The 13,555-nt window shown below is 36.1% G+C and carries 5 protein-coding genes; 4 read left to right on the top strand and 1 reads right to left on the bottom strand.

Features of this window, described 5'->3' with window-relative positions; all coding sequences use genetic code 11:
- Window positions 1-187: 187 nt before the first annotated feature.
- Window positions 188-3,394 (bottom strand): ATP-dependent helicase, encoded by a 3,207-nt coding sequence (locus tag LC115_12205; GenBank protein ID MCZ2357427.1) that lies wholly within the window; start codon window positions 3,392-3,394, stop codon window positions 188-190.
- 161 nt (window positions 3,395-3,555) lie between these two features.
- Here LC115_12205 and LC115_12200 point away from each other — a divergent pair, with 161 nt between their 5' ends.
- The 4 genes from LC115_12200 (at window position 3,556) to LC115_12185 (ending at window position 13,497) form a co-directional block, all read left to right on the top strand.
- Complete coding sequence (locus tag LC115_12200) at window positions 3,556-4,767, top strand: exonuclease SbcCD subunit D C-terminal domain-containing protein (protein ID MCZ2357426.1); 1,212 nt, start codon at window positions 3,556-3,558, stop codon at window positions 4,765-4,767.
- A complete protein-coding gene (locus tag LC115_12195) occupies window positions 4,764-7,640 on the top strand; it encodes an AAA family ATPase (protein MCZ2357425.1) in 2,877 nt (958 codons plus the stop codon). Before LC115_12200 ends, LC115_12195 begins: the two co-directional genes overlap by 4 nt.
- A 79-nt stretch (window positions 7,641-7,719) precedes the next feature.
- Window positions 7,720-9,450 (top strand): tetratricopeptide repeat protein, encoded by a 1,731-nt coding sequence (locus LC115_12190; GenBank protein MCZ2357424.1) that lies wholly within the window; start codon window positions 7,720-7,722, stop codon window positions 9,448-9,450.
- Window positions 9,451-9,456: 6 nt separating this feature from the next.
- A complete protein-coding gene (locus tag LC115_12185) occupies window positions 9,457-13,497 on the top strand; it encodes a DUF4011 domain-containing protein (protein ID MCZ2357423.1) in 4,041 nt (1,346 codons plus the stop codon).
- Window positions 13,498-13,555 lie beyond the last annotated feature (58 nt).

Genomic DNA, 13,555 nt, shown 5'->3' with positions numbered 1-13,555 from the left:
GATTTATCTACTTTTTAGCTTTGTATCGCATATTTTTACTCAAACCGTCTGGAATACTCAAAAAAAACAATTTATGTTGTCAGATTTTGTAACCTTATCCATTAAAATACCGTAGAAACCTTTGTTCACATACTTATGGTGAATTTACTTTTTGGGTTATGGGTGCAGATTTTTCTGCACCCATTTTTTATTTCCAGCAAATATTTTTGAAGTTGCAGTACGAACAAGGTTCTTTGTCTTGAAAATCACTTGTTTTTTGGGGAAATTCAAATTTTAATAAACTTTTGTAAAAGAAATAAATTTGCTTTGTAACAATATCGGTACTTGTTGTAGAAATTTCTATTGGTTGGATAACTTCTTCAACATCTTGGGATTCAAGGAGATGGAATTGAAAAACGTTATTTGTATTAAAAATAATATGCTGTGAGGTTAAGATTTGATAGAAAACCATTTGTCGCCAGTAGTTACCTCCAAATTTATTTGTTTGTTCTTGGGCGATGTCTGAGATAGAAAGAAGTTGATAATCAATATCTTGTTGTGGTTCTTGGGTTCGTTTTTTGAATGCAGTTTTATCTGCTTTTCCGGTTTTATAATCTACACAAATCCATTGGTTTTCAATAGTTTGCAATATCAAGTCTAATTTTCCGTTTAGTTCTATAAAGTTTTCCTTGATGGGTAGTTTTGCGTTTAAACTTTGCTCTGTCCACCAGTTTTTTAGGTTATGCCAAGTTGGCAGCATCTGGTTATAATAGTTTTTGAGGATAATTTCTCCGCGCTCTTGATAGGTTTTGAACTTGGGGTCAGAAAAAAGATAACGATAGGTTGTGATATTTTCTTTGAATTTTTGGATAAATTCATCTTCTGTGGGGAGAAGTTTGTGGCTTTTATAGTTTTCCATGAGGCTGCGCAATGCTTCGTGAATTGCCGTTCCAAAGGCAGAATCCGGCGTAAAGGAAGTCGGTAATTTGATGATGTATGCTAAATAAAACTTTCTGGGGCATTCAAAAAAGGTATTTAAGTGCGTTACAGATAGTTGAAATTCTTCTATTCTTTTTGCGAAGTATTGAGCGGATAGTGTTTCAAAATTTTTTAGGAGCGGAGCGTTGTAATAATTCGGTAGGTGCTCTTGGATTAGTTTTTGGACTGTTTCAGTTTCTATGGATTTTTCTATACACTGTTCAACATCAATTAGTTCTGATAGAAAAGATAGTTGAGTATCTTGGTTTTCAGTAGTGTATGTAAAGGTAAGGGAATATTTTGCTCGGGTAATTCCTACATAAAAGAGCCTTCGTTCGTCATTTTTAGTTTGCTGGTTTGCTTTTGGGTTATTCAGTGTTTGTTTATTTGTCGGGTTATTTTTCAGGTAATCTACCGGTGGCAGGAATGGTTCAGCTCCGGTATATGGTTTCCAGTATTTTTCGGAGCAATTTGCCATAATCACGTGGCTATATTCTTCCCCTTTGGCACTGTGTAATGTAGAGATTCTGACACCGCGTGAGCCTCCCAAGAGGGTCGTTACTGGTACAGAAATTTTTTCTTGGCGCATTTTTTGGATTTTTTCCAACACCAACATTGCGTTGGGTTCGGCAGTATATAGTTCTTGTAAAAGTGTAAAAAACGTTTTTAATTGCTCTACATAAGTGAGTTGCGTAGGGCTACGAAGTGAAAAAGCGATAATGCCGCTCTGATACCAAACACGCTCAAGCCATTCCTCAAAAGAATATTCCTGAAAGTCCTTGACCCAAAAATCTATAGAGCGAGCTACTTTGGTTATCTGCTCCTTTATCTGAAAATCCTCGCTTTTTTCCGCCGATAAAGTATGAATAAAATCATAAAAATTCTTTCTTCGTTTATCTTCATTTCGTTCGTTTTGCTCCCAGATTGTATAACTCTGCTGAACAGAAAAGGCATCTAACTCCCACCAAGGGCACAATAATAACTGAAAGAACAATGTGTTATTTTCTCCCGGCAAAAATGTTTGGTGGTAAGATTTGAGTAAATATTCTAAGAGTAATAAAATATTATCTGTAAATTTTTCTTCCAATAAATTGGTTGTTTTGGACAAAGAAGCTGGAATCTGTTGGTTTTCAAGCAGCCTAAATATTCTTTCGGCGTGTTTGTTTTTCCGTACCAATACCGCTATTTCACTGGGGTCTGTGTTTTTTTCTAATCTTTGCTGGATAAGTCTGATAATCCAGAATAGCTCTATTTCTGCTGATTCAAGTTTGTAGCATACAATTTTTTCATCGGATATTGGAGTTACGTTACTTTGTAGGTCTTTATGCAGTTGATATTTTTGCTGAATTGCTTCAACGTTTATCAAGCGTTCTGTCAGTTTTTGGATTGTTACGGCGGCGGCATTTAAGATAGGTTGGGTGCTGCGGTAGTTTTGGTTCAAAACAAGAAAGGCTTGTGGCGGAAAACGTTCGATAATCTGGAGCAAATTGTAGGTATTAGCTCCCTGAAAACGATATATGGCTTGGTCGTCATCACCCACCACAAAGAGATTTGGGTTTTCCCAATAACCCATTAAAAGTTCCAGCACTTTATTTTGTGCGCCATTGGTATCTTGATATTCATCAACTAATACATATTGATAACGCTCTTGATAGCGAGCTAAGAGATTTTCATGCTGCTGAAAGGCATTTATGACTTGGCTAATCATATCGTTATAGTCATAGAAACCGGCTTCCTGTACCGCAGTCAGATATTGATTAGCGATTGTGATTGCTGTTTTCCATTTTTCTATATCTTCTATTTCTTTGTTGCCGGCTTGGTTAATTTCTCCCGGTAATTTATCCCGATACTTTCGTTTGTAAATAAATTTTTCTATATTGGGAATATCTTCTTGGTAATTTTCAAACCACTGTTGTAAGTCATCTATTTGCAGGCCTTCTTCAGCTATTATTCTAACTAATTTGAGTAACCGCCCTCTGGTATTGCTTGAATATTCCTCTCTTTTGTTTTTAAATGGATGGCTTAACGGCAACTGAAACAGGATATTATCCATAATTTCTATTTTGTCAAGTTCCTGAATCTGCCGTAAGATTTTATTGTTTTCAAAAATGGCTGGATTTTCAATGATAATTTGGTTGCAAAATGCGTGGAATGTGCTGACTGTAATTTGGTATGCTTCTGGGCCAATTAATTGCAGCAGTCGTTTTTTCATTGCAGATGTTCCGGCATTGGAATACGTCAAACACAAAATATTGTAGGGAGAGACATCCGGTTGTAGCAATAAATTAGCGATTCTCATAGAAAGCACCTGCGTTTTTCCGGTTCCCGGCCCGGCAAGTACCACTACTGTTCCATTTAATACATCCACAGCACTTCGCTGCACTGCATTTAAAGACTGATATTGTATCTTAAATGAATTTTGACGAGGTTTCTGCATAGCTACCAATATTGCACAAAAATAAAAGTCTTGTAGCTTAGAAAGTATAAAGGCTCTAATTTCGTTCTTGAAAACATCCAGATTATGAATAACCATTTTTTGCCAAAAAATCTCCGGATAATCTCTTCTGCTTTCTAAAACACAATTAAACTTAAAAAACAATGAAAATACTGCATACTTCTGACTGGCATTTAGGTAGAACTCTTTATTCTAAAAAAGAACGGCAAGAAGAACACGCCGCTTTTTTAGAATGGTTGCTAATAACGATACAAGAAAATGCTATTGAATTACTATTGATTGCCGGTGATGTATTTGACACTGCGTCCCCCAGCAGTACTTCCCAAAAAATGTATTATGACTTTCTCTTGAAAGTAAAAACTGCAGGTTGTGGAAATATAGTTGTCGTGGGCGGAAATCATGACTCACCCAGCTTTCTCAATGCACCCAAAGATATTTTGGCAGCATTAAATATCTCCGTAATTGGCTGCACAAACGAAAATATTGAAAATGAAATTATTATCATCAAAGACAAAGAAAAAAAGCCAATTATTGTTTGCGGGGTTCCTTTTTTACGGGAAAGAGATATTAGCCGTTTTACTGATAGAGAAAATTATGCTGACCGCTCAAAACGCATCAATGAAGCAATCCAAAAACATTATGAAGCAATCGCTAAACTTGCTGAAAATAAACGACAACTATTAGGAACAAACGTTCCAATCATTGCAACGGGCCATTTGTCAGTACTTGGGGGCAAAAGAAATGAAGATGACGGCGTTCGGGAAACCTACATCGGAAATATAGAAGCAATTGGTAGCGACATTTTTCCCCGCATTTTTGATTATGTTGCTCTTGGGCATTATCATCTGCCATCTAAAATCAAAGAACATATTCGCTACTGTGGCTCACCAATCCCAATGGGTTTTGGAGAAGCAACACAAAAAAAATGTGTTTATATCATTGATTTTAAGAACGAAAGAACCATTAAAACAGTAGAAATTCCGGTTTTTCAAAAATTAGAATCTATTGCCGGAAACAAAAATCATCTAACAAAACGCTTAACAGAACTAAAAGAAATGAATGAATCTGTTTGGGTTGAAGTCATTTACAACGGTGATGAAATTTTTCCTGATTTTTCTACTTGGGCTAATGAACAAATAGCTAATTCTAAAATCGAAATCTTAAAACTACAAAATCGCCAATACCGAAGCAGTGGCTTAACAACAGAAGACACCGCAGAATCACTTGAAGAACTCAATGCCTTCAATGTTTTTGATAAACTACTCGAAAAAAACAACATTCCTAACGAACAAAAAAACGAGATTACAGAATTATACAAAGAAATTGTTGATAGTTTAGAAAATAGCCTTTTATGAGAATCTTAAACCTTAAATTCAAAAATATCAATTCGTTATCGGGTGAAAATGAACTTGATTTTACCCAGTCTATTTTTACAAACGATGGGCTTTTTGCCATTACGGGCAAAACAGGTTCCGGTAAAACTTCTATTCTCGATGCTATTTCGCTCGCTCTCTATGGAAAAACACCCAGAGTAGAAATCACCGGAAACGAAAACGCCGTAATGACAAAAGGCGAAAAAGATTGCTATGCAGAAATTATCTTTGAAGTAAATGGCAAAAAATGGAAATCCTCATGGAAACAAGAAGTAAATAGAAACGGAAATTTAAAACCCGTAAACCGGCTAATAGCTGATATTGAAGATAAAATCATCGCCGACCAAATACGTTTCTGTGATACCAAAATTGTTGAAATTGTGGGACTTACCTTTGAGCAATTTACCAAAGTAATTATGCTGGCGCAAGGCAGTTTCGCAGCCTTTTTGCAAGCTGATAAAAACGACAAAGGTGAACTCTTAGAGCAAATAACAGGAACTGAAATCTATGGAGAAATCTCAAAAAGCGTTTTTGAACGAAATAGAACAGAAAAAGGAAAATTAGATAAGATTTCAATAGAACTGGAAGCAATAAAAACGCTTTCAGCAGCAGAAACCGAAACCCTTAATACAGAAATCATCAGCTTTGAAATAGAAAAAAATCAAATTGATGAAAATTTAAAACAGATTGACACAGCTCAAAAATGGCTTACTGATTTAGCCAATTTAAAAAATCAAATTTATACAGCAAAAGAAAAACTGCCGGAATTGGAAGAAAAAAACAAAACAACACAAGAGATTTTAAAAAACGCAAGCGATAAACTAACTGCGGCAAAAGAAGAATGGAAACTGCAAGAACCGGTGTTCAAACAAACCAGGGAGCTGGATACCAAAATTTTATCTAAAAAAGAACTGCTAAAACCTCTTGAAAACACCCTTTCTGAATTGAAAAAAGAATCTAAAAACACTGAAACAGAACTAAATACAAAAATAGAAAACCACAAACAATTAGAAACAGAAATAACAAATAAAAAAAACAGCTTAAAGCAAAAACAAGATACACTCCAAAACCTGAAAAATGAGTTTAACAGCCTTTTGAACGGAAAAGAAAAAACAGACCTACACACCCAAAAAGAAAATATCGTTACCTGCGGAAGAACCGTAAAAACCATCATTGATACACTTAAAGCTACATTACAGAATAAAGCAGTAATTGTTCAGTATGAGCAAGTTATTTCCCAAAATACAAACAAGATAGCAGCACTTTTCACAAAAATCAAAGCACATAAAATAACTGCCGAAAACCAAAAACGAGAACTCAATCTTTTAAGAGAAAACATTAACTTATTGAACACCATTAAAAGCTTAGATGAGCACAGAAAAACGCTTCAAGACGGCAAAGAATGCCCACTTTGCGGCTCAACAGAGCATCCTTTTGCAACAGAAAATATCCCTGAATTGGGAAATAAAGAAACCGAACTAAAACAGCAAGAACAATTAAATGAACAACTTCTAAAACAAATTTCTAATGATGAAAAACTATTGGCAGTAGCCCAAAAAGACTGCGAAAACGCACAACTACAAATAATTAAAGAAAATGAAAAATTAGACGATAACAGAAAATCAGCGCAACAAACTTATAATGAAGTAGTAACCATCGGGCTAATCATCCCTGAAATTACAGAAAACGAAAGCTATCTAAGTCAATTGGAATTGATTAGGTATGAAGAACGAGCAAAATACAAAGAAGTAGCCAACACACTTGAAAAAATTGAACAACTTGAAAAACAAATTGCCCAGTTAAGAGATGATGAAATCCCTACAATCATTTCAGAAATTGAAACTAAAAACACAACCTTCAATACCCTCAAAGAAAGTATAGCATCGCTATCAACAAAATTTGAAGAATTAACCAAACAGCAAAATAATAAGCTACAAGAGCAACAAAGTATCGAAACTGATAAACAAAGTTTATCGGCAGAACGTAAAGAAATCTTTGCCGAAAAATCCGTTGATGATGAAGAAAATCACTTAAAAAATTTAATAGACAAATTAGAATCAGCAAAAACTAATGCCGAAAAAAAGACCTTAGAAACCAATACAGAACTTGAAAAGTACATTGCTATTATTGCTGAAAAAGAAAGAGAACTTGCTGAAAAACAAGCACAAAAGAGTACTGATAAAACAAAAGAAGAACTCCAAACCATGTTTAACGAAAATAGAATTAAAGCAGATGATTTTTTACAAAAGATTGGATCTAATCAGCAAAAACTAAAAACTAATGCCGAAAACGTAACGTTTAATGAAGCAAAACGCAAAGAACAAGAACAGCAGCAAGCTGTTTGTAGCAAATGGGCAAAACTAAATGAACTTATCGGCTCCGGAGACGGCAAAAAGTACCGCAACTTTGCCCAAACGCTAACTTTTGAACATTTAGTCAGCCTATCAAACAAGCAGTTACAAAAAATGTCTGACCGTTATACCCTGAAACGTATAGGCGAGTCTTCCAATCCCTTTGAGTTATCTGTAATGGATAAATTTCAAAATAACGAAGAACGAACGGCACAGAATCTTTCCGGCGGCGAAAAATTTATAGTGTCGCTTTCTCTTGCACTTGGTTTGGCAAATATGGCAAGCAAAAATATGCGCATAAATACCTTGTTTATTGATGAAGGCTTTGGCACATTAGATTCTGATTACCTTGATGTAGCATTAAACGCTTTGTCAAATTTACAAAGTGAAGGGAAAATAATAGGTGTAATTTCCCACCTGACAGAACTCAAAGAGCGAATTGCAACACATATTGAAGTTACGCCAAGCGGTAACGGGTATTCAAAAATCCAAATAACCAATTAACGAAAAAAATAAACAGCCTAAGTATTTCGATTAATGCGTATGTTTGTAGATAAATATGGGATGTTCGGCAAAAAGCCAAGTGCTACGATTACATATCTGGATTTTATTAGGCTGTATAAGTATCTCGTGCATTACTTATGCCCAAAAAAGCCGCAAAAATAAATCGGCAAATCAATCAGTTAAAGAATCTTCAGCTTCTAATTCCGGTAAGTTTAATGCTCTTTTTTTTGATGCCGTTCTAAAATATCAACAGCAAAAATTGCCCGAATCTGCCCAATTATTTCGTGAAGCCCTCAAAGTAAACCCAAAATCGGCTGTTTCATGTTATCATTTAGCAAAAATATATCAAGAGCAGCAAAACTTAACGGAAGCATTAGGCTATGCCAAAAAAGCCATAGACCTTGATCCAAAACAATATTGGTATCACCAAACGGCAGCAGAAATTTACGGGGCTTTATTCAAATACAGCGAAGGTGCCAAATTATTAGAAAAGTCTGTTCAACTTTTTCCCGACCAACTAAACATCCGGTTTCTATTAGCCGAATTTTATCTACGTCTCGAAAAATATGACTTAGCATTAGACCAGTTTGATGCCATTGAAAAACAAGTAGGCTTTTTTGAAGAACTTTTTGCCCAACGTATCGCTATTTACCAAATCGCTAACCAAACACAAAAAATCGAAGCAGAATATCAAAAATTGATAAAAACATTTCCGTATGAAGCGCGTTATTACATGATGTTTTATCAATTTTTGCAAGAAACGGGCAAAGAATCAGAGGCTATTCAGTTGTTAGAAGACCAGCTACTACCCATGAAACCCAATGACTTGTTTGCTATTTTAGAACTAACAAAATACTACCAAAAAAAAGATAATACCGCAAAAGTTCAGTACTACGTCCAAAAAATCATTTCCAACAACCAAGTAGAAGTTGAGCATAAAGTTGAATTTGTAGGAAGTTTACTCCCTTATTACCAGAAAGATAAATCTATAAAAGAGCAAGTTGATAAGATTTCTGCTCAGATTTTTGCTGATAATGCTGCACATCCTTATGCATTAGCCTTGCGTGGAGATTTATGCGCCCTAAACAACCAACCGGATTCTGCCAGATATTATTACCGAAAAGCCTTAGAACAAGAAGAGTTTAACGTTCATCTATGGGAGCAATTACTCAATCAGGATTTAGAGGATAGCCAATGGGAAGCCTTAAAAACCGATAGTGAAGGTGCCTTAGAGCGATTTCCCACGCTGCAAATATTTTTGTATTACAATGGAATAGCTAATTTTAGACTACATAACTATGCGCCAGCTATTGCTGCCTTAGAAAAAGTGCTGAAAATCGGCTCACCTGACCCCGCCTTTTTGGTTCAAGTACTTTCTATTTTGGGAGATACTTACCACTATGCCCAGCAATATGCTAAATCAGATGAAATATTTGAGAAAATATTACGCTTAGACCCGGACAATACATTTGCTTTAAATAACTATGCATACTACCTATCCGTCCGTAAAGAACGTTTACCCAAAGCCTTAGAAATGATTGAGCGCGTAATTCGGCTAAGCCCGGATAACGCCTCTTACCAAGATACCTATGGCTGGGTTCTATTTCAGATGGAAAAATATGGTGAAGCCCGCCGATGGATAGAAAAAGCCTACCGCGCCTCCCAAAGCGGTGAAGTAACAGAACATCTGGGAGATGTACTCTATAAATTGGGAAACAAACAAGAAGCACTTGATATGTGGAAAGAGGCAAAAAACAAAGGGCAACAATCTCCCGAACTCGATAAAAAAATTCAAACCGGTATTTTGTAATCATTAGTGCAACTTATTGAGAATTATTTTCAGCAATTAAAGCTCCGCTTAACGGATATAAGCCAAAGAAACCGTTCACTCAAGCTGCTTAGGCTTTCCCCACTTCGTGATTTCGACTTAGAATCAATCAGCCTCCTAAACAACCAAACTTGTTTTGGAATGATTGATAAACTAATTAAAAACCAATCAGTTGTACTTATAAAGCAAGTTGATCCGCAACTTCATGATATTATTGCCGGAGATATTCGCCTAAACCGGATTCATCGAACGCTACACACTATTTACGAAGAATCCGGCACCTATGACTTAAAATTAGGATTTCCTTTTGTTTTTGGGAAACTATTAGATAACACCATTGTTCGCAGCCCGTTATTATTTTTGCCAGCTCGTTTGGTCAAATCTTCGGATACACGAAGCCGCTGGATTTTAGAACGTAACAACACAGAAGAGATTCATCTAAACCCGATTTTTTTTCGCGCTTATGAAAAAATCAATCAGCATCTATTTCCAGATGATTTTTGGGAAATAGATTTTTCAGAAAGCGACCATTTACAAGCCGTAATTTTACAACTTTATGAAATCATTAACCAATATAATATTTCCATAAAGATTGATTCTCAGCTATTTACAGATAAAATACAGCGATTTAGTGATTGGACACAGGAATATGCTGCTACCTTACCTCTTGGTGTATTAACGGCTATTCCTGAGGTTGTTTTGGGGATTTTTCCGCAGGCTGATGCCGCCATCGTGCAAGACTATACCACTCTTTCCAGCACTTATGCCGGAAAAATACCGGATTTTTCTAACATAGCTTCATCATTAGAACCTATATTAGCGGTATGGCCGGGCATTTTACCGCAGGATTCAAGCCAAGAAGAAGTCTTGCAAAGACTGCGGCAAGGGGTATCCGTTGCTGTAAACGGCCCTCCGGGAAGCGGAAAATCACAGATGATTGTCAATGCCTTAACGGAATTTTTAGCTTTTGGGAAAACAGTATTAGTAGTATCCCAAAAACGCTCTGCATTAGACGTTGTGCTGCGCCGCCTACAAGAAATCGGAATTGCACCGTTTGCTTTGTGTATCCACGATTATCAAAATGATAGATCAGCCGTCTATAAACAGTTGACTTTCCAAATCGCCCAAATTCGACAATATGAAACCGAAGTAAAAACCCTCGAACAAGTTAATTGGGAATCCAACTTCTTGATAAGCTGCCAGAAACAGCAAAATCGCTTTGATTTCCATGAAAATATTTACTCAGAATTATTGAAGGTTCAGCCATGCGGCTTACGCTTGTTCGACCTATATTGCACACATCCAAAACCGGAAAACCCCATTCCACTACCTAAAACACTACAAACAAGTACTTGGGCAGAATGGCAAAATGTATATCAAACAATCAGTAGATTATCTGAATTTTGGGAAATTTTAACCCAAAATAGCTTCTGGAAAAATAGAAAAAATATTCATAATCAACTAATTACGGATATTACACATAATATTCAGGAAAGTGTTGATTTGGCTTGCGCACGGGAAAGTTTGCCTGTAATTTCCCCCGAAATAACAAAACTCACCCAAACGCAAGCACAATCTTTTTTGAAATACGCTGAATTTATAGACCCTGCGTTTCGCAATAAACTTACAACTTATATTCGTTCTGATAATTTAGATATTGTTAATCAAGCATTTGAAAATATTCCTACCCTTGAAGCTATTCAAAACAAACTCAATCAAGTAGTTTTACTGCCGCTTGAAAACGTTCCTAAGATTATTGAATTTTTGAATCACTTGGATGTTTTGGATGACCTGCAGGATTCTATATTCAAGATTCTTAAAAGCTCTTGGCATACTTCTACCGGTTTTGTAAACCAATTTTTACAACGATTTAATCTGGGTCAGCATCAATTAGCAGAACTCCGGCAAGAAGCACTTATCGTTCGAGAATGTGCCCCTAAATTAGCTGTTTTAAAACGAAATCCACTACTTCAAGACTGGCCTGAAATACCTAAAAAACATCTTTGGGAAAAACAACTCTCTGATTTCAAGAACTATAAGATATTTTGGCTATGGTTACTTAGCTGGGAACACGAGACCCAATTATTTGCCCAACCGGATTCAAATTGGTGGGAAAATACATTTAAGCAGGCAAAATCTGCCTTAGATTCATCCCACATAAATCAAAAAATCCAGTCCCTTTTAGAGCCTTTTTTAGCTAATATTTCTCAAAAACCTCTTTATTCAAGCACAGAACTTAAAGAAGCGTTAGTATTTCTGGGGCAGCATAGCGAAACTTTACAACTTGCAGATAGCTGGTATGCTCGTTTAAATAAACCGGAACAGGCTTTTATTCAGTGGTTTATACAAAACCCTGAGTGCTTACCAACGGAAAAATACTTGAAACAAATAGAGCAAACCTTAGTATTTATTTGGGTTCAAGATGCAGAAATTAAGAAACCCTTTTTGCGAGAAGCCAGTACCACTATTTGGGAAAATCTTTCCCATGAAGTTTTTCAAGAAGATAATAATCTACGTTTTTTTGCCTTAGAACTGCTTCGGCACCATTTAAAGCAAAGAATTTTAACTCAACTAAAATACAATCAGCGGAATAACTTACTAACGTTCAGGGACTTAAATCATCAAATTACGAAGAAGTCAAAAATCTGGCCGATACGGAAGCTGTTTCAGCATTTTTGGGAGTCAGAAATTCAATATTTAGCTCCCTGTGTGTTGGCTTCTCCGGAAACGGTTTCAGCCATTTTTGAGATGAAACCGCATCTATTTGATTTAGTGATATTTGACGAAGCTTCGCAATGTTTGGTAGAGCGAGCTATTCCCACATTTTTACGTGGAAAACAGGTACTCGTTGCCGGAGACGAGCAGCAGCTACCACCTTATGATTTGTATCAAACCAAAATAGAAACCTTTGATGAAGACTCAGAACTTACTGATGATAACGTAATTACATCAGAATCGTTATTGCAATTTGCGCATAGTAGCTTAGAAACAGTGCCTTTACGCGGGCATTATCGTTCACTATTTCCAGAGCTAATTATGTTTTCTAACCAGCATTTTTATGACGGTCTGTTAGAAACCATTCCCTTGGCTAAGCCGGAAAAAGCCTATGAACCGGTAATTTCCTATATTAAGATTGAAGGTTCTTGGGAAAATCTACAAAATAAGTTAGAAGCCGTAGAGGTGCTCAACCAGCTACAATCAGCTTTAACCCAGTATCCTAATGATTCAATAGGAATAATTACGTTCAATTTTATGCAGCAAGAGCTTATTCTGAATGAGTTAGAGAATCATCTTACAAAAATTGGGGATGCTGTGGCGCGGGAACGGATATTTCATCTGCTTAACCAAGGAATTTCAGAAGAAAAATTATTTATCAAAAATATAGAAAACGTTCAGGGAGACGAGCGGGATATAATCATACTTTCAACGGGATATGCACCGGATAAAAACAAGAAGTTGCGTTTTTTATTTGGAAGCCTTAGTAGAGCCGGCGGTGAAAAACGGCTGAATGTTGCCATTACCAGAGCGCGAAAAAAACTCATTTTGGTAACTTCTCTATCTGAAAGTCATTTTGCAAGCTATGCCGGAAATATGCCCGGAGTCCAATTACTGGGAAAGTTTTTGGGCTATGCCCAACAAATTAGTCTATCCTTAAACTATTCTCAAAATCGTGATAATCATAGTATTAGGAATAATTTAATAGACCCAATTATCACCTTCTTAATAAAGTCTTTGCTGGCAAAAAACGTTCCGGTAGCACAGCAGGTTGGCGTAGCAACCCAACAAGTAGATTTAGCATTAATGCACCCCAAATTTCCAAATCATTATGTTTTAGGGATATGGGTGGACGGCTCTTTTCTCTTTAGTAGAAAAAATTCTTACGACAGAATACTATTTCAACCTGCTGTTTTTCAGTACCGTAAATGGAAATTGTTATTTATTTCCGCCAGATCTTTTTGGCTCAATCCGGAATCGGTAGTTCAAAAAATCATTCATCAATGGGAAGCTAATCTACAGCATGAAGATTAAGTTTTTTTCAGAAGGCTTTATTTTTTGCGTATATTGCATTTCGTAACTTTTAGGTTTA

The sequence above is a fragment of the Bacteroidia bacterium genome (assembly GCA_026932145.1).
GTDB lineage: Bacteria > Bacteroidota > Bacteroidia > J057 > JAIXKT01 > JAIXKT01.
This window is presented reverse-complemented; position numbering and strand designations above follow the sequence as displayed.

Coding starts and splice junctions, on each gene's coding strand:
- LC115_12205 (MCZ2357427.1), bottom strand. CDS start 3,394: ATGCAGAAACCTCGTCAAAATTCATTTAAGATACAATATCAGTCTTTA.
- LC115_12200 (MCZ2357426.1), top strand. CDS start 3,556: ATGAAAATACTGCATACTTCTGACTGGCATTTAGGTAGAACTCTTTAT.
- LC115_12195 (MCZ2357425.1), top strand. CDS start 4,764: ATGAGAATCTTAAACCTTAAATTCAAAAATATCAATTCGTTATCGGGT.